This window comes from Pseudomonas sp. COR18, assembly GCF_048568395.1.
GTDB classification, from domain to species: domain Bacteria; phylum Pseudomonadota; class Gammaproteobacteria; order Pseudomonadales; family Pseudomonadaceae; genus Aquipseudomonas; species Aquipseudomonas fuscovaginae_B.
In genome coordinates, this window is record NZ_CP183808.1 from 334471 (window position 1) to 353070 (window position 18600).

Here is an 18600-nt window from a genome sequence, read left to right on the forward strand (position 1 = left end):
AGGGGGCAACGCGTAAAGGGGCGCCAATGCGAAATTTCCTGATGCCTCAAAACCCGTATCGCCACTCCCCACGGATTTACCAGTAGACTTGTCGGTCTTTCGCACCGCCACCTTGTCCTGAGCGGTCGCCACCGTCTTCGCGGAGTTTGCCTTGCGCCTGTTTCATACCTCCGACTGGCACCTGGGCCAGAACCTTCATGGCCAGGAACGGGATTTCGAACACGCCTGCTTCCTGACCTGGCTGCTCGCCCAGTTGGCCAGCCAACGACCGGACGTACTGCTGATCGCCGGCGATATCTTCGACACCGTCAACCCGCCGGTCAAAGCCCAGGAGCGCCTCTACGACTTCATCGTCAGCGCCCACGAGCAACAGCCGCAACTGACCATCGTGATGATTGCCGGCAACCACGACTCCGGCTCGCGCATCGAACTGCCGGCGCCGCTGATGCGCCGCCTGCGCACCCACGCCCTGGGCCGGGTGCTCTGGCTGGAGGACGGCCAGCTCGACAGCGAGCGCCTGCTGATCCCGCTGCCCGCCGCCAACGGCGAGATCGCCGGCTGGTGCCTGGCCCTGCCCTTCCTGCGCCCGGCCGAAGTCACCGGCGCGCTGCTGGGCGACGATTACCTGCGTGGCATCGGCCAGGTCCACCGCTGGCTGATCGAGGCTGCCAAGGCCAGGCGCCAGCCCGGCCAGGCACTGGTCGCCATCAGCCACGCGCACATGGCCGGCGGCTCGGTTTCCGAAGACTCCGAACGCAGCCTGATCATCGGCAGCGCCGAGGCCCTGCCCGCCAGTCTGTTCGATGCCAGCGTCAGCTACGTCGCCCTGGGTCACCTGCACAAGCCGCAGAAGGTCAACGGCGAAGAACGTATCCGCTACAGCGGCTCACCCATCCCGCTGTCGTTCTCGGAGATCGGCTACAAACACCAGATCCTCGATATCGTGCTCGACGGCGAAACCCTGGTCAGCGTCGAACCACGCCTGGTACCACGCGCCGTCGACCTGCAACGCCTGGGCCCGCTGCCCCTCGCCGAAATCCTGGAAAGGCTCGCCGAGCTGCCCGATGTCGACCTGCTGGCCGACCTGCAACGCCAACCCTGGCTGGAGGTGCGGGTACGCCTCGACGAACCGCAGCCGGACCTGCGCCAGCAGATCGAAAGTGCCCTGCAGGGCAAGGCCGTGCGCCTGGTGCGCATCGCCGCCGAATACGCCGGCCGCGGTGCACGCGAAGACGAGGAAGATAACGCACGCCTCGTCGAGCTCGACCAGCTCAGCCCCCAGGACCTGTTCAGCCGCGCCTGGCAGGACCACTACGGCAACGAAGTGGACGCGCAGACCCTCGATGACTTCGCCCTGCTGTTGCAGGAAGTGCAGCTGGAGGACGAGCAGCCATGAAGATTCTTGCCATTCGCCTGAAGAACCTCGCCTCCCTGGCCGGCCCGTTCGAACTGGACTTCACCGCCGAGCCGCTGGCCAGCACCGGCCTGTTCGCCATCACCGGACCGACCGGCGCCGGCAAGAGCACCCTGCTCGACGCCCTCTGCCTGGCACTGTTCGGCGCCGTACCCCGACTGAACACTGCCTCGCGCGATGCCAAGGTGCCGGATGCCGATGGCGAAATCAGCACCGGCGATCCCCGCACCCTGTTGCGCCGCGGTACCGGTGCCGGCTTCGCCGAAGTCGATTTCGTCGGGATCGACGGTCGCCGCTACCGCGCCCGCTGGGAAGCCAACCGCGCCCGGGACAAGGCCAATGGCAAGCTGCAGGCCAGCCGCCAGAGCTTGCGCGACCTCGACAGCGACCAGTTGCTGGCCAGCCAGAAAGGCGAATACAAGGCCCAGCTGGAAGCCTGCCTCGGCCTGAACTTCGAGCAGTTCACCCGCGCCGTGCTGCTGGCCCAGAGCGAGTTCAGCGCCTTCCTCAAGGCCGATGACAACGAACGCAGTGAACTGCTGGAAAAGCTCACCGACACCGCGCTCTACACTCGCCTCGGTCGCCGCGCCTTCGACAAGGCCAAGGAAGCCCGCGAAGCCCACAAGCTGTTGCAGGACCAGGCGGTGGGCCTCACCCCGATGAGCCCCGAAGCCCGCGCCGAACTCGACGAACGCTTCGACAGCGCGCAGCGACAGTTGGAACTGCACAAGGCCCGACTGCGCCAGCTCGAACAGCAGCACGGCTGGCTCAAGGAATTGCAGCAGTTGCAGGACGCCCGCCAGGCGGCTGCCGAACAACTGGAAAGCCTCCGGCAACAAGAGCAGGTACTGGCCGACGAGCGCCTGAAGCTGACACGGCTGGAGCAGTTGGCCCCGCAACGGCACCAGTTTGCCCGCAAGCTGGAAATCGATGGGCAACTGCCGCCCCTGGCCGAGCAGATCACGCAGCAGCGCCAGCAGCATGAGGCGCTGAGCGAACGCCAGGCACAACTGGAACAGGCTCTGACCACCGCCCAGGCCGCACTGAACAGCGCGCAACAGCAGCAGAGCGGCAGCGCCCCGCTGCTGCGCCAGGCCTTCGACGAGCAAGGCAACCTCGCCCGACTGGCCAGGGATGCGGCACTCGCCGCCCAGGCACAAGACACTGCGCAGCAGGCCCGGGACCAGGGCCAGGCGACCATCCAGGCCCTGCAGGAGCGGCAGCAGCAGATTGCCGAGCGCCTGCAACAGATTGCCACGCAACTGGAGCACAGCAGCGATCTCGCGCCCTTGAGCGAGGCCTGGACCGCCTACCGCGACCGCCTGCAGCAGTTGATGCTGATCGGCAACCGGCTCAACCAGGGCCAGGCCGAACTGGCCGGCCTCGAACGCACCGCCGGCGAAACCGCGCAGGCGCTGGGCACCCAGAAACAGCAACTGGAAGTCCTCTATCAGGAGGCTGCCGCTGAACCGGACGCCGTGGCCGAGCAGATCGGCATTCTCGGCAGCCTGCTGCAGGACAACCGCAAGCAGTTGCGGGCCGTCGAGGACCTGGCCCGGCTATGGTCCAGCCAAAAGGACCTGGACCAACGCGCCGCCCAATTGCAGCAACGCCTGAGCAGCGCCCAGCAGGAGCGCGAGCGCCTGACCCAGGACGGAGTCAGGGCCAAGGCCGAACTGGAGGTGGCCGAACAGACGCTCAACGTCACCCGCGAACTGCTCGAACGTCAACGCCTGGCCCGCAATGCCAGCGTCGAGGAACTGCGCGCACAGTTGCAGGATGACCAGCCCTGCCCGGTCTGCGGCAGCCACGAACATCCCTACCATCAGCCCGAGGCACTGCTGCAGAGCCTTGGCCGCCACGATGAAAGTGAACAGGCCAATGCCCAGGCTGCCGTGGACCGGCTCAAGGAACGGCTTACCGAACTGCGTGCCGAGGTGGGTGGGCTGATCGCCCAGCAGAAGGAACTGCTGGCCCAGCAGGAGCACTTGACGAGCCAGCAGCAGGCCCTGGCGCCCAGCCTGGAAGCGCATCCGCTGGCGGCCCAACTGCTGGACCAGCACGCCGACCAGCGCGATGCCTGGCTGGAGCGGCAAACCGGCCAGTTGAACCAGAACCTGACACGCGACGAGCAGCGCCAGAACGCCCTGCTCACCCTGCAACAGGACGCCGCGCGACTGACCCAGCAACTGCGCCAGGCCGAAGCCGCGCACCAGCAGGCCGCCCGGCAACTGGAGCAGCAGCAGCGCGAACTGGCCGGCGACCGCCAGCGCCTGGACGATGAACTGGCGGCCTTCGCCACCCTGCTGCCGGCCCCGACCCTGGAGGCCCTGCGCAACGAACCGGCGGCGACCTTCCTGCAACTGGACCGGCAGCTCGCCGAGCGCCTGCAGCAACGCGAACAGCAACGCGATGAACTGGCCGAACAGCAACAGCGCCAACAGGCCCTGGAGCTGGAACTGGAGCGCCAGCAAAGCCGCGAACAGCAGTGGCAAGGCGCAAGGCAACAGTTCGAGGCACTGGCCGCGCAGCAGCAGGCCAGCCAGCAGCAACTGAGCCAATTGCTCGGTGGACACGACAGTGCCGATCACTGGCAGCAGCAACTCGAGCAGGCGGTGGAACAGGCGCGCCAGGCCGAGAGCAGCACCACCCAGGCGTTGCAGGACACGCGCACGCAACGGGTACAAATCGCGACCGAGCTCAAGGCCCGGGAGGAGCATCAGCAGGCCCTGGAACAGGAGGCCAACGCGCTGGCGGGGAAGATCGCCGAATGGCGCACCGGCCACCCGGAACTGGACGACAGCGCCCTGCAGAGTTTGCTGGCACTGGACGACAGCCAGGTCGCCGAGCTGCGCCAGCACCTGCTGCGCAACGAAAAGGCCGTCGAACAGGCCCAGGTTCTGCTGCAGGAGCGCGAACAGCGCCTGCAGGCGCACCAGGCCCAGCACAACGGCAACCCCGACGCCGAGCAGTTGGCCAGCGCCTTGGCCGACTGTCAGCAGCAGTTCGCCGCCAGCGAACAGCACTGCGCCGAACTGCGGGCCGAACAGGTCGACGACCAACGTCGGCAGGATGCCAACCAGGCGCTGGCGCAGCGCATTGCCCAGGCCTATGCCGAGTACCAGCGCTGGGCGCGCCTGGATGCGCTGATCGGCTCGGCTACCGGCGACCGCTTCCGCAAGCTGGCCCAGGCCTACAACCTCGACCTGCTGGTCCACCATGCCAACGTGCAACTGCGTCAGTTGGTCCGGCGCTACCGCCTCAAGCGCGGCGGCAGCATGCTCGGGCTGCTGGTGCTGGACACCGAAATGGGCGACGAACTGCGCTCGGTGCATTCGTTGTCCGGCGGCGAGACGTTCCTGGTGTCGCTGGCCCTGGCCCTCGGGCTGGCCTCGATGGCTTCGAGCACGCTGAAGATCGAATCGCTGTTCATCGACGAGGGCTTCGGCAGCCTCGATCCGCAATCGCTGCAACTGGCGATGGACGCCCTCGACGGTCTGCAGGCCCAGGGGCGCAAGGTCGCAGTGATTTCCCACGTGCAGGAAATGCACGAACGCATCCCGGTGCAGATCCAGGTGCAACGCCAGGGCAACGGCCTGAGTACCCTGGAGGTGAAATGAAAACGGCGCTGCTCTACTCCTTCCGCCGCTGCCCCTACGCCATGCGTGCGCGCCTGGCGCTGCGCTACTCGGGCGTGGCGGTGCACATCGAGGAAGTCAGCCTCAAGGCCAAGCCGGCGGCGATGCTCGCGCTGTCAGCCAAGGGTACGGTGCCGGTGCTGGCCTGCGGCGATGGGCAGGTGATCGAACAGAGCCTGGAGATCATGCACTGGGCGCTGGCCCGGCATGACCCTGAAGATTGGCTGCTACAGGGCGACCCGCTGGCCGCCCGGGCCGCAATGGCCCTGATCGAGGAAAACGACGGCGACTTCAAGCGGCGGCTGGACCGCTACAAATACGCGGTGCGCTACCCGGCGTTTCCGATGGAGCACTACCGGGCCGAGGCCGAGCCGTTCCTGCGCAAACTGGAAGATCTGCTGCAACAGCGCGACTGGTTGCTGGCCGAGCATCGCAGCCTGGCTGACATGGCCCTGGCCCCCTTTGTCCGGCAGTTCGCCCATGTCGATCGGGAGTGGTTCGCGCAGACACCCTATCGGCGACTGCGGGACTGGCTGGAGCGGTTTCTCGCCTCACCGCTGTTTATCGCGGTAATGGCCAAGCCGGCTACAGCTGCCGACTGACCCGCTAGCGTCAGCCGTGAATCAGGCCCCGGCGTCGGCGTTGTGCGCGAGCACGCCGGCGGACTGGGTCTTGTGTTCGAGCGGAATGCTCGGCGTCGCCAACTGGATCGCCGCATCGTCCGAGCCGTGCAGCAGGCTCGACAGACTGATGACGAGCACCAGCGCCACATACAGGCCAATAGCCAGGTAGGCGCCGTGTCGGGCAGATGTCAGGAGGTTGCTGGCCATGGTGTTCTTTCTCCACAGGCGAATGTCATGCCTATAGGATCCATCATAACCGCATAACTAAGTAGGCAACTATTTAAATAGTCGTTATCAGCAATATTAATCGCCAAGAGTCAATAAGCCAGCGTCAAATTTAATCCCGGCTTATATGAATCCTGTTATCGGGTTGAAACAAAAACGGCAGAAACGACAACGCCGGGGCGAATTCACTCTCATGGCAGACGGTCAATGGACCCACTGCCGAATGAGTGCATTCGCTCCGGCGTTGCGGAGTGGTTCAGCGCTCAGTGTTGAGCCTTGTGATCCAGGGCAGCGTAGAAGTTGGCGCTTTGTTGCAGGTACTTGGGGGTGTAGCTCTGGGTATGGGATTTTTTCTCGCTGATCTCGACGCTGGCACTGGCTGGAAGGGCAACGCTGGCAGAGATGGCGGAAGCGGCGATGATGGAGAAGAGATTGAAGTTCATGTCGAAAATCCTCGAATGTCGGTTGGCTTGCTTGCCCTTTCAGGCCGTGAGTCCAAAGTACATCCGAGGGCTGTTCGGGTTGAAATTCATTGCAGCAGTAGCGGATATCAGCGTGATTAATAGAAGTGCAAGCCCCTTGTAAACCGGGGCCTGCGGTCTATTGTCGCGGCAGGAAGCCGAGGTAGCTCGGCGCCTCGAAGGGCAAGGTCTGCACGGTTTTGCCCAACAGGCCGGTGTCGGCATCGCGCTCGATCACCACGATCTGGTTGCTCTTCTGGTTGGCTACCAGCAGGAACCTGCCGCTCGGATCGAGGGTGAACTCACGCGGGTGATCGCCTTCCACCGAACGCCGTTGCAGTTCCTTGAGCTCGCCGCTGGCCGGGTCGATGGCGAACACCAGCAACTGGTTGGCGGTGCCACGGTTGCTGGCATAGAGGAACTTGCCGTCCTTCGAGGCATGCAGGGCCGCTGCGGCCTTGTCCGACAGCGGCTGCTGGTCAGCCAGTTCCACCCGCTGCTTCTGGGTGAGCTTGCCGTCCTGGTAGTCGAACACGGTGATCTGCGCGCTCATTTCGGTGCTCAGCCAGGCATGCTTGCCATCGGCGCTGAACAGCAGGTGTCGTGGACCACTGCCCGGCGGCAATTGCACGTAGGCCGGGTTGGCCGGGGTCAGCGGCCGTTCCGGGTTGGCCTTGGGGTCATACCGGTAGACGAAAATCCTGTCCGCACCCAGGTCGCTGGCGAAGACGAAACGCCCGTCCGGCGACGACACCACCGAATGCACATGGGCCGAAGCCTGCCGCTCCAGGTTGACCAGGCTGGCCGGGTGGCTGCTGAGCTGGACCGGCGGCGACAGCTTGCCCTTGGCATCCACCGGCAGTACCGCCAGGCTGCCGCCCGGATCTTCCAGTACCGAATAGTTGGCGACGAACAGGTAGCGCTGGTCGCCGCTCAGACTGGCATGGGTCGGCTCGCTGCCCAGGCTCTGCACCTGGTTGATCGGCTTGAGCTGGTGGCTCCTGGGGTCGACCGAGTAGCTGCTGACCCGGCCGACCGGGTCCTTCTGGCCGGGGCCGTTTTCATTGACCGCGTAGAGCCGACGCTGGTCGCCGGAGAGGGTCAGCCAGGAAGGATTGGCGGTCTTGATCACCTGCAGCGGCTTGGGGTCGAGCTTGCCGGTGCGGCTGTCGAACTGCAGGCGGTAGATGCCTTCGCTCCTGCCGGCGGTGTAGGAGCCGACCAGCAACTGGACGGTGTCGCCTGGGGCCGCCAGGACCGGCATCGAGCCGATGCTGCCGGCCATCAGCAGGGGCCAGAACTTACGCATCATCCTGTTCATCCTCCGCTTGCTCCCGGGCACTGAACGCACTCAGGCACACCAGGCGATGCTCGCCGGAGTCGCCGACCACGACCCAGCTCTGCAGGGTCTCGTCGAAGGTGGCCGCCTGCACCTGGGCCAGGCTGAAGCTCCAACGCTTGGCGGCGCGCCCGTCCATGCACTCGATCAGCAGGCCGGCATCGTCGAGGGTGAAATCGAAGGCGTGCAGGCCGTCGATTTCCAGCATGTCGCAGGCTTCAAGGGCAGTGGGCAAGGTGTCGGTCATGGCGGTTTCTATCATTTTTCGGGAAAGGGGCAATGATAGGCGATATTGCATCGCAGCGTGTGTCCGCCAGGGGCGGTTCGCGGGCAGGCCCGACGCCTACAGGTCTGTGCCAGGCACAAGACCGAGGTGCACACCGCCCTGTAGGAGCCGGCGGTGCGGCGATCCGACTTGCCCGCGAAGCTTTTCTGACGGTCTCAATGGGCCAGCAAGGATCCCCCCACCTTGCCCGCCAGCTTCTGCGGCTTGATCAGGAACCGCGCCAGCGCCGGCAGCAGCCACAGCGCCCCGAACATGTTCCACAGGAGCATGAAGGTCAGCATCAGGCCCATGTCGGCCTGGAACTTGATCGCCGAGAAGATCCAGGTGCAGACACCGATCGCCAGGCACAGGCCGGTGAACAGCACCGCCTTGCCGGTGGAACGCAGGGTCTGGTAGTAGGCCTCCTGCAACGACAGCCCGGCACGCAGGAAACTCTCCAGGCGGCTGTAGATGTAGATCCCGTAGTCCACGCCGATACCCACGCCCAGCGCCACCACCGGCAGGGTTGCGACCTTCACGCCGATCCCCATGAAGGCCATCAGCGCGTTGCCCAGTACCGAGGTCAGCACCAGCGGCAGGACGATGCACAGGGTCGCCGCCCAGGAGCGGAAGGTGATCATGCACATGGCCGCGACGCAGATGTACACCAGGATCAGAATGGTCAGTTCCGCCTGTTTGATCACCTCGTTGGTCGCTGCCTCGATCCCGGCGTTACCGGCCGCAAGCAGGAATTCCAGGCCCTCCCTGCTGTTCTCCTTGGCAAAGTCCTGCACCGCATGAACCGCCCGGTCCAGCGTGGCAGCCTTGTGGTCGTTGAGGAACACCAGCACCGGTGCCAGCGAGCAGTCGGCGTTGTACAGGCCATCGGCGCGGGAGATGGAGTTGTTCAGCACATCCGGGTTGCGCGACAGGGTCTCCCACTTCAGGTTGCCCTCGTTCATGCCCTTGATCATCTGCTTGGACACGGTCACCAGGGAGATCGCCGACTGCACGCCCTCGGTGTTCTGCATCTTCCACATCAGTTCGTCGATCGGGGCCATGGCCGTGTAGCGCGAGCAACCCTCGGACGCGGTCTTGACCATCACCACCAGCACGTCGGAGCTGGTGGAGTAGTTGTTGATGATGAAGCTGTTGTCCTTGTTGTAGCGCGAGTCGGGACGCAGTTCCGGCGCACCCTGGTCGAGGTCGCCGATCTTCAGGTTCTGGCTGTACCAGAGGCCGCCACCGAAGGCCAGCAGGGCCAGGAAAATCGACACCGGGGCCACCCTGGGGCTGGCGAAGTTCGACAGCAGGCGCCAGAACGGGTGTTCGCGGGTCGCGTCCTTCTTGCTGCGCTCGACCGCCTTGCCGCTGATGCCGACATAGGAAATCGCCACCGGCAACAGGATCAGGTTGGTGAACACGATCACCGCCACGCCGATCGACGCGCCGATCGCCAGTTCGCGGATCACCCCGATATCGATGATCAGCAGCGTGATGAAGCCCACGGCATCGGCCAGGATCGCGATCATCCCCGGCAGGAACAGTTGCCGGAAGGTCCGCCGCGCCGCCGTCAGGGCATTGTCGGCCTCACTGGACTGCAAGGCGATACCGTTGATTTTCTGCACGCCGTGGGAGATGCCGATGGCGAAGATCAGGAACGGCACCAGCATCGAGTACGGATCCAGGCCGAAACCGGCGGCATGCATCAGCCCCAGTTGCCAGATCACCGCCACCAGGGTGGTGATCAGCACCGCGATGGTGCTGCGGATACACCAGGTGAACCAGTACAGCAGCACCAGGGTGATGACGAAGGCCACGCCGAAGAACATCACCACCATGATCAGGCCGTCGATCAGGTCGCCGACCTTCTTGGCGAAACCGACGATGTGGATCTTCACGTTGGGGTTCTGCGCTTCGAACTTGTTGCGGATCTTCTCTTCGAGCTGGTGCGAGAACTTCTGGTAGTCGAGCTTGAGCAGCTTGCCCTGGTCCTGCGGGTCCGGGTAGGACTCCAGCAACGGGATATCGACGATGCTCGACTTGAAGTCGTTGGCCACCAGGCGCCCGACCTGGCCGGACTTGAGCACGTTGTTGCGCAGCTGGTCGAGACTGTCGGCTGAGCCGTTGTAGCTCTGCGGGATCACCTCGCCGCCGGCGAAGCCCTCCTCCGTCACTTCGGTCCAGCGCACGCTGGGGCTCCACAGCGACTTGAGGCCGGAACGATCGACGCCGGGGATGTAGAAAACCTCGTCGTGGATCTGGCGCAGGGTGTCCATGTATGCCTTGCTGAAGATGTCACCGTCCCGGGCCTCCACCGAAATGCGCACGGTGTTGCCGAGGTTGGCCAGATCGTTGCGGTGCTCCATCATCTTTTCAATGAACGGATGCTTGAGCGGAATCATTTTCTCGAAGCTGGTGGACGGACGGATCAGCGTCGCCTGCCAGAACAGGAAGATGCTGACCAGCAGGCAGATCACGATCACTGCCGGGCGGTTGTTGAAAATCAGGCGTTCGAGAAACGTCGCCTTGTCCTGATGATGACTGCTCATGTGAAACTCCCCGCCTTCTTGTTATTTGCCCTGCTCACTGCCGGTTGGCGAGGCGACATGGGCGCCCCCCTGGCCGACCAGGATCAGGTTGCCGTTGCCGGCCGTGGTGACCGCCGATAGGGAAATGCGGTCGGGACGATTGAAGACACTGAAGGTCACGCCGTCATCGGTGCTGCGGATCACACTGCCACCATTGCCGACGATCACCAGCGAACCGTCGGCCAGCAGGGCGCCGCCGGACAGACCGAACTCCAGCGCCCCGCGGGCGGCCTTGAGTTCGACCGGCTCCCAGTTGGAGCCGAAATCGCTGGAACGATAGAGGTTGCCGCGCAGGCCGTAGGCCAGCAGGGTGCCCGGTTCGGCGGTACCGAGCACGCCGAACAGCGAGCCCTGATAGGGACCGTCGAGGCGTTCCCAGGTCTGGCCCCAGTCGGCCGAGCGGAACATGCTGCCCTGCTCGCCGACGATGAACAGGCCGGAGTCCTTGACCGCGGCGATGGCGTTGAGGTGGTACTGGTCTTCGTTGTCGAGGCGGTCGCTGGCATCTTCCCAGTGCTGGCCGCCATCGGTGGTTTCGAGTAGGGCCCCATAGGCGCCGACGGCGAAACCGGTGTTGGCATCCTTGAACCAGACGTCCAGCAATGGCGCTTCGCGCTTGAGGTCTTCGAACTGCTTGCTCCAGGTGGCACCGCCGTCGTTGCTGGCGAGGATCTGCGCATCGTGGCCGACGGCCCAGCCGTGCTTGTCGTCGACGAAATAGACCGCCGTGAGCAGTTGTCGGGTCGGCACCCGGGCCTGGGTCCAGGTCGTGCCCTGGTCATCGGAAAACAGGATATGCCCGCGATCCCCCACGGCGACCAGGCGGGCACCGGCGTGGACCACGTCGAGCAACAGGCCCTTGGCGGCCTTGGAGGATTCGATGGAGTAGACGCCGTCGGCCGTGCCGGCCTCGGCGGCGCAAAGCGAACCGGCCGGCAGCCCCAGCCCGGACAGAGAGAGCATCGAGGTCAGCAAGACCGCACGCCGCCAGCTCGGCGGACGACGGGAACCCGTACTCTTCACAGGCTCATTCATAGACCTTTTCCCCCTTATTATTGTTAGGTCATCCAACCCTTCAGGGCGCCTTCGAGGGCGTTTTCAGCACTGCCGATCGTCTGAAACCGGCAATCTAGAGCCCCTTCCAAGGCTGGAACTATCCTATCGGGCTTTGGAATCGTCTGACAATCGACGCCACGTTATCTTTTGTTAACCCGGGGTATCGCGGGGGACATGAATATCGGGGCATCAGGAGGGATGATGAAGAAGGACTACGGATGATGCTTCATACGCTCTGCCTGGGAGCACAGCCGTGATGCTGTGCGTCACAAGAGCGGACGCCGAGCGTCCGGGGAGGCATTCCCACGCGGAGCGCGGGAACGATCACAGGCCAGGGGAACAGGATTCATCCGCGAAGGGGCCTTCCGAGCGCTAAAGGCTTCGCGGATAAATCCTGCTCCCACCCGGTACGGGTTAGGCCAGGCTCTTGCTGACCACCTCGAAGACGTCCGCCGACAGCTCGCCCGAAGCACGGATACGCTCCAGCTCGGCCTTCATCAACGCCTGGCGGGCCTTGTCGTATTTGCGCCAGCGGGTCAGCGGCGCCAGCTGGCGCGAGGCGATCTGCGGGTTCAGCGCGTTGAGCTGGATCACGATGTCCGCCAGGAAGCGATAGCCGGAACCGTCCGCCGCATGGAAGTTGACCAGGTTCTGCCCGGCGAACGCACCGATCAGCGCACGCACCTTGTTCGGGTTGCGCAGGGTGAACGCCGGGTGCTCCATGAGTGCCCTGACCCGCTCCAGGCCACCGGGCAGCGTGCTGCCGGCCTGCACGCTGAACCACTGGTCCATGACCAGCGGGTTGTCCTTGAAGTGCTCGGCGAACACCGCCAGGGCCTTGGCTTTCTCCGCCTCGAACGGCGAATTCACCAGCACCGCCAGAGCGGTCAGGCGTTCGGTCATGTTGTCGGCGGCGTCGAACTGCTCCAGGGTCGCGGCCAGTACCTGCGGCTGGCCACTGAGCATCAGGTAGGACAGCGCGATGTTCTGCAGCGCACGGCGGGCGAAATGCTCGTTCTCGGCGATGTAGGCGGTGTTCCTCGATACCTCGCGGTTGGCCTGGTAACGCTGCCACAGGCCGTCGAACAGTTGCTCGGCCAGTTGCCGGCGGGCAAATTCGCGGGCCGCGTGAATCAAGTCGACCTCGGCCACTTCGCTGATCTCGGTGAGGTAGGCTTCGCTCGGTAGCGACAGCATCTCGGCGACCATCGCCGGGTCCAGTTGTTCGTTGGCCAGTACGCTGCGCAGGGCCACGACCAGGCGCTGGTCGAGCACCAGTTCCTCGCCCTTGCGGTGCTGCCCGATCAGGTCCTGCAGCACCTGCACCGACAGTTGCTGGCCGGCATCCCAGCGGTTGAAACCGTCGCTGTCGTGCTGCATCAGGAACATCAACTGATCGCGGTCGTAGGGGAAGCTCAGCCTGACCGGGGCCGAGAAGCCGCGCAGCAGCGACGGCAACGGCTTGGCGGCAATGCCGACGAAGGTGAAGGTCTGCTCGGCTTCGCTCACCGAGAGCACGCGACTGGTGGCCCCCGGCACCGCCTCGCCCGCCAGTTGCAGGGCGATCTCGGCGCCCTGGGCATCCAGCAGGCCCAGCTCCACGGGTATCACGAACGGCAGTTTTTCCTGCTTGTCCGGTGTCTGCGGGCAGCTCTGGCGGAAGGTCAGGCTGTAGGTCTGCGCCTGCGCATCGTAGCTGTCGCTGACCGCCAGGCGCGGGGTGCCGGCCTGGCTGTACCAGCGCTTGAACTGGGTCAGGTCGACACCGTTGGCGTCCTCCATGGCCTTGACGAAGTCGTCGCAGGTCACCGCCTGGCCGTCGTGGCGCTCGAAGTACAGGTCGCTGCCCTTGCGGAAGCCTTCGGCACCGAGCAGGGTGTGGATCATGCCGACCACTTCAGAGCCCTTCTCGTAGACGGTCAGGGTGTAGAAGTTGGAAATCTCGATGAAGCTGTCCGGCCGCACCGCGTGGGCCATCGGGCCGGCGTCCTCGGCGAACTGGTGGGTGCGCAGGTAGGCGACGTCCTGGATGCGCTTGACCGTACGCGAGTTCATGTCCGAGGAGAACCCGGCATCGCGGAACACGGTGAAACCTTCCTTGAGCGACAGCTGGAACCAGTCGCGGCAGGTCACGCGGTTGCCCGACCAGTTGTGGAAGTACTCGTGGGCGACGATCGCCTCGACCCGCTGGTGCGCGGCGTCGGTGGCGGTTTCGGCACGGGCCAGCACGGCGCTGGAGTTGAAGATGTTGAGGCCCTTGTTCTCCATCGCGCCCATGTTGAAGTCGTTGACCGCGACGATCATGAAGATATCCAGGTCGTACTCGCGGCCATAGACCTCCTCGTCCCAGCGCATGGACTTCTTCAGGCTGTTCATGGCGTGCTGGCACTTGTCGATGTTTTCCGGTTCGACATAGATGCGCAGTGCGACATTACGCCCGGTCATGGTGGTGAAGCTGTCCTCGACGCACCACAGGTCACCGGCCACCAGCGCGAACAGGTAGGCCGGCTTCATGAACGGGTCTTCCCAGGTCGCCCAGTGCCGTCCGTCTTCCTGCGGGCCGCTGCCGACCGGGTTGCCGTTGGACAGCAGCACCGGGTACTGGTGCTGCTCGGCAATCACCGTGGTGGTGAATTTGCTCATCACGTCCGGGCGATCGAGGTAGTAGGTGATCTTGCGGAAACCCTCGGCTTCGCACTGGGTGCAGAACATGCCGCTGGATTTGTACAGGCCTTCCAGGGCGGTGTTACTCTCCGGGTGGATCTTCACGCTGGTATCGACGGTGAAACGCTCACTCGCCGGTTGCAGGGTCAGGTGATTCTCGTCCAGCTGGTAGTCCGCGGCGCCCAGCTCGCGGTCGTCCAGGCTGACCGACAGCAGTTCGAGCAACTGGCCATCGAGCACCAGCGGCGGCAGGCCCGCCCCGCGTACCGGGTTGCGGCGCATCAGCAGTTGCGCATGGACCAGGGTATGGTCCTCGAACAACTCGAAGGTCAGGTGCGTCTCGTCGATCAGGTACTCGGGGGCCTGATAGTCCTTCAGATAGATCATCTTCGGCTGTTCGGTGCGCATGGGTGCGTCCTTTTACTGATGCACGGCGAGCTGGTAGGCCGTGTATTTACGGATATTGATCACGCCGGTGTCGAAGATCAGGTATTGGCCCTTGATCCCCATCAGCGTGCCTTCGGCAATCGGGTTCTTGTCCAGGTTGAAGCTGACGATCTTGGTCGGGTAGGCCTCGATCGGGTAACGGATTTCCAGTGGCTCGACGTCCCGCACCGGCTGGATCGCCTGCAGGCCGAAACGCTCCTGCAGGGCCAGCAGGCCCTCGGCGCAGGACTCGAAGAGCTGGTCGCGCACCTGGCGCAGGTCCACCGCAGGCGCATCGCCCTTGAGCAAGGCGCGCCAGTTGGTCTTGTCGGCCACCCGGCTGCGAAACAGGTCCTCGACGAAGCCGGACTGCTGGCGGGTCGCCACGCGCATGATCGGCAACGCCTGGCTGGCGCCCTGGTCGAGCCAGCGGGTCGGCAACTGGGTGGCCCGGGTGATGCCGACCTTGATCCCCGACGAGTTGGCCAGGTAGACCACGTGGTCGGTCATGCAGAACTGCTCGCCCCAGGCCGGCTCGCGGCAGGTGCCGGCGTCATAGTGGCAGCGTTCCGGGCTCATGATGCAGGTGTCGCACTGCGCCAGTTGGGTCATGCACGGGTAGCAGTAGCCCTGGCTGAAGCTGGTCTTGGTCTTGCGCCCGCAATGGCTGCAGTGGATGGCGCCGAGGAACTCCAGACGCAGCTTCTGGCCGATCAGCGGATTGACCGGCACCTCGCTGTCGCCTAGGCGGAATGTATATTGCACGGTGGACGCGTCCAGACGCGTCGCCATCTTGCTGACTGCACCACGGCCGAGCTCGATCAATGGATGGCATCCGACTTGAACAGGATGTTCGGAATCGGCGCCGACTTCGACGCGCACTCCTGCGGGCCCATGTAGCCGGTGCGTTCCTCTTCCGGCAGGTTCTGGGTCTCCCAGGCGATCATCGCCTGCAACGACAGCTCCCGCTGTTCGGTGGTGAGCTTGCGGCCGTCGGACCATTTGCCGATTTCCACCGCCAGTTTCAGGCTCTGGTAGATATCGGGGGTGATGTTTTCAATCATTTCGATGAAAGAGGACATTGAAAGTCTCCAGACTTTTTCAAGACATTCGAATCAGGCGGCCAGTTTACGCCGGGACCACAGCCCACCCAACAGACCGGTGAAACATCCGATGAGCAGTCCACCGACGTGGGCGCCGTTGGCGATCTCGCCGAAACCGATGAGAGAGATCACTCCGGACAGGCACACCAGCAACCAGATCAGCATCATCGCCAGCACCCCGCGGGGCAGCCGGTAGACCGGGTTGGGCGCCAGCCACTGGTAGATCCAGCAATGCCCGAGCAGGCCGTAGAGCACACCGGACAGGCCGCCGAACAGGGTCGGGCCACTGACGTAGTATTGGGCGAAGTTCGACACCAGGCTGAACAGCAGGGTCAGCCCCAGCAGGTTGATGCCGCCCTGGCGCAGTTCGATGCGCTTGCCCAGTTCCCAGTACCACATGCCGTTCATGGCGATGTGCAGGAAACCGAAGTGCAGCAGCATCGGCGTCACCAGCCGCCACCACTGCCCCGCCGCCAGGCCATCGTCCAGGGGGGTGAACTGGATGTATTCGCCGCTCACGCGAAAATCGAGAAAGGTGAACCAGTGCAGCGTCGCCAGGCTGTCGCCCAGCCAGGTGATCGCGCCGACCACCAGGGTCAGCAACAGCACCAGTGCGGTGACCGGGCTGTGGCGCACCTGTTGGGCCAGGCTCGGCCGAACGGGCGTCTGCGCCACGGGCAGTGACGGCACCTCCAGTTGATTGTGCGGATCGCCGTCGGGGAAGCGCTGATAAAGCGCCAGCACATCGGCACTGACCGACTCCGGCACCCACAGCACCTGCTCCCCGCGTTCCTCGTTGACCCGATGCGGCACCTGCAGGCGTTGCAGCAATTGCACGAAGCCGCTGAGGTCGGTGCCCAGTGGCAGGCGCAGGACAGCGGTGGCGGTCATTTCGGAACCTCGGGGCGTTCGACGTCGACCCAGACGAACTTGTTCGGGTCGAGTCGGGTTTCCTGGTCCAGCCGATAGGCCGCCAGCTTGCCGTAGAGCACCGCGCTGTAGTCCAGGCAGGCCAGGTTGGGACGGATCGGCATCGGCCGGCCACTGCGCCAGTAGTGACCGACGAACAGCATCGGTTCCTCCAGGCCGTAGCGCAGCAAGGCGCTCTTTTCCCGCGGCGACAGCGGCTTGCGCGCCACCTGCTCGGGCAGGGCGTCGGGCTGGAAGACGATGTCGCCGTAGGTCTGCGGATCGTCCTCCCAGAATTTGGTGCGGAAGAACGCGCGGGTCAGGCCGTCGCCACCGGTCAGGGTCAGGCCGTCCGGCAGGCGCATGTCGGTGCCGCGCAGCAGGCGATCGAACACGGTGCAGGCAAAGCTGCCGGCCACCGCCGACGCCTGGACGAAGTGTTCGTCGATGCGGCCGTGCGGATACTGCGCGCGCAGCGGCTCGATCAGCCCGCCGTCCCAGCAGGCATGGACGACGCGGAAACGCCCGGCATCGAGAAACAGCGGCAACTCGTAGAACCAGCCGAGGAAATCGTGCCAGTCGGCCGGGTGCCCCTCGAACTGGGTCAGGGTCTCGTGCAGCAGCCGCGCATGGCGCGGCGTGTGCTCACGGACGAACTGCTTGCCACTCTCCGGCGGCGCCGGCGTGGTCCAGCCCAGGGCGTTGAACTCGTGGTTGCCCATGATGCACAGCGCCTGCCCGGCCTCGACCATGTCGTGGACGATATGCAGCGCCTCGCGAATGCGCGGGCCGCGGTCGATGATATCGCCGAGGAACACCGCCATGCGCGAGGCATGCCGCCAGACACCGCCCAGCTTGTGATAGCCGAGCATGTCCAGCAGATGTTCGAGAGTATGAGCGCAACCGTGCACATCACCGATCAGATCGTAGCCACGTGCGGGATCGAGCATCAGTCGCCTCCACCACCCAACCGGCTGCCCCAGCCGAGCTTGGTCCTGCAGACTTCGTAATAGTTGTGATCCAGCGGGTGGATCAGGCGCAGTTTCTGCGGCTTCTTGCTGATGGTCACCGTATCACCCGGCGCGCAGGTGAAATGGTTCTGGCCGTCGCAGGAGACTTGTGGGTAGATCTGCATGTCCCGGGATACCACGATTTTCAGTTCGCTGTTGCCATCCACCACGATGGGGCGGCTGGACAAGGTATGGGGGTACATCGGCACGATCACAATGGCATCGAGCTTGGGATGCATGATCGGGCCGCCGGCCGACAGCGCGTAGGCGGTGGAACCGGTAGGAGTGGCGACGATCAGGCCGTCGGCCTTCTGGCTGCAGACGAACTGGCCGTCGATGTACAGCTCGAACTCGATCATCCGCGTCGACTTGCCGGGGTGCAGCACCACATCGTTGAGCGCATCGCCCTGGCCGATGGCTTCCGCGTGGCGGCGCACCTCGGCCTGCAGCAGGAAGCGGTTCTCCACCAGGTAGTGGCCGTCGAGGACCTTGGCCACCTCGACCTCGAGGTCGTCCGGACGGATATCGGTGAGAAAGCCCAGGTTGCCGCGGTTGATCCCCAGCACCGGCACATTGTGCCGCGCCAGCGCGCGGGCGGCGCCCAGCAGGCTGCCGTCGCCGCCGACGACGATGACCATGTCGCAGACCTCGCCGAGCATCTTCCGGGAAGACGTCTGCAGGCCGTGGCCCGGCAGCACTTCGGCGATGGTGTCCTCGAGGATCACATGCATGTGCCGCTCGAGCAGGAAACGCTTGAGACGGCGAACGGTATCCAGCACCTGCGAACTGCCCAGGCGGCCAATGATGCCGATATTGCGAAATTGCTCCATGGGGCTCCTGAAAAAGGTTCTGCGGCAGGCAAAAGAACGATTATGG

15 protein-coding genes are annotated in these 18600 nt (G+C 64.5%); 3 read left to right on the forward strand and 12 right to left on the reverse strand.

Translation table 11 applies throughout. The annotated features are described in order from the left end of the window. Window positions 1-151: 151 nt before the first annotated feature. From ACM62G_RS01515 to ACM62G_RS01525, 3 genes are read left to right on the forward strand one after another with little or no spacing between them, the layout of a single operon-like run. Window positions 152-1396, forward strand: a complete 1245-nt coding sequence (locus ACM62G_RS01515; protein ID WP_419736578.1) for an exonuclease SbcCD subunit D C-terminal domain-containing protein — start codon at window positions 152-154, stop codon at window positions 1394-1396. Beyond that, window positions 1393-5034, forward strand: a complete 3642-nt coding sequence (locus ACM62G_RS01520; protein ID WP_419736579.1) for an AAA family ATPase — start codon at window positions 1393-1395, stop codon at window positions 5032-5034. Before ACM62G_RS01515 ends, ACM62G_RS01520 begins: the two co-directional genes overlap by 4 nt. After that, complete coding sequence (locus ACM62G_RS01525) at window positions 5031-5654, forward strand: glutathione S-transferase (protein WP_054063807.1); 624 nt, start codon at window positions 5031-5033, stop codon at window positions 5652-5654. Before ACM62G_RS01520 ends, ACM62G_RS01525 begins: the two co-directional genes overlap by 4 nt. 21 nt (window positions 5655-5675) lie before the next feature. Here the strand turns inward: ACM62G_RS01525 and ACM62G_RS01530 are convergent, their stop codons facing one another. From ACM62G_RS01530 to ACM62G_RS01585, 12 genes are all read right to left on the reverse strand, one after another. Beyond that, entirely contained in the window at window positions 5676-5882 is a 207-nt protein-coding gene (locus ACM62G_RS01530; protein ID WP_054059167.1) for a hypothetical protein, read from the reverse strand. Between the two features lie 281 nt (window positions 5883-6163). Beyond that, a complete protein-coding gene (locus ACM62G_RS01535) occupies window positions 6164-6343 on the reverse strand; it encodes a hypothetical protein (protein WP_054059168.1) in 180 nt (59 codons plus the stop codon). Window positions 6344-6500: 157 nt separating this feature from the next. After that, complete coding sequence (locus ACM62G_RS01540) at window positions 6501-7673, reverse strand: lactonase family protein (RefSeq protein ID WP_419736580.1); 1173 nt, start codon at window positions 7671-7673, stop codon at window positions 6501-6503. Further along, window positions 7663-7947, reverse strand: coding sequence for a DUF5629 family protein (locus ACM62G_RS01545; RefSeq protein ID WP_054059170.1), 285 nt, complete (start codon window positions 7945-7947; stop codon window positions 7663-7665). Before ACM62G_RS01545 ends, ACM62G_RS01540 begins: the two co-directional genes overlap by 11 nt. Before the next feature lie 194 nt (window positions 7948-8141). Continuing rightward, a complete protein-coding gene (locus ACM62G_RS01550; RefSeq protein ID WP_419736581.1) occupies window positions 8142-10517 on the reverse strand; it encodes an efflux RND transporter permease subunit in 2376 nt (791 codons plus the stop codon). A 21-nt stretch (window positions 10518-10538) separates the two neighbouring features. Next, the gene (locus ACM62G_RS01555) at window positions 10539-11591 is read right to left on the reverse strand and encodes a WD40/YVTN/BNR-like repeat-containing protein (RefSeq protein ID WP_273820532.1); all 1053 of its coding nucleotides are present in this window, start codon (window positions 11589-11591) and stop codon (window positions 10539-10541) included. 435 nt (window positions 11592-12026) lie between these two features. Then, window positions 12027-14684, reverse strand: coding sequence for an aminopeptidase N (gene pepN / locus ACM62G_RS01560; protein WP_419736582.1), 2658 nt, complete (start codon window positions 14682-14684; stop codon window positions 12027-12029). Between the two features lie 12 nt (window positions 14685-14696). After that, window positions 14697-15527, reverse strand: coding sequence for a DUF2797 domain-containing protein (locus ACM62G_RS01565; RefSeq protein ID WP_419736583.1), 831 nt, complete (start codon window positions 15525-15527; stop codon window positions 14697-14699). Then, window positions 15524-15784, reverse strand: a complete 261-nt coding sequence (locus ACM62G_RS01570; RefSeq protein WP_054059175.1) for a YeaC family protein — start codon at window positions 15782-15784, stop codon at window positions 15524-15526. The genes ACM62G_RS01565 and ACM62G_RS01570 overlap by 4 nt, the downstream gene beginning before the upstream one ends. A gap of 33 nt (window positions 15785-15817) precedes the next feature. Further along, entirely contained in the window at window positions 15818-16696 is an 879-nt protein-coding gene (locus tag ACM62G_RS01575; protein WP_419736584.1) for a rhomboid family intramembrane serine protease, read from the reverse strand. Continuing rightward, window positions 16693-17667 (reverse strand): metallophosphoesterase, encoded by a 975-nt coding sequence (locus ACM62G_RS01580; RefSeq protein ID WP_419737589.1) that lies wholly within the window; start codon window positions 17665-17667, stop codon window positions 16693-16695. The genes ACM62G_RS01575 and ACM62G_RS01580 overlap by 4 nt, the downstream gene beginning before the upstream one ends. Further along, window positions 17664-18554 (reverse strand): NAD(+) kinase, encoded by an 891-nt coding sequence (locus ACM62G_RS01585; RefSeq protein ID WP_054063812.1) that lies wholly within the window; start codon window positions 18552-18554, stop codon window positions 17664-17666. Before ACM62G_RS01585 ends, ACM62G_RS01580 begins: the two co-directional genes overlap by 4 nt. Window positions 18555-18600 lie beyond the last annotated feature (46 nt).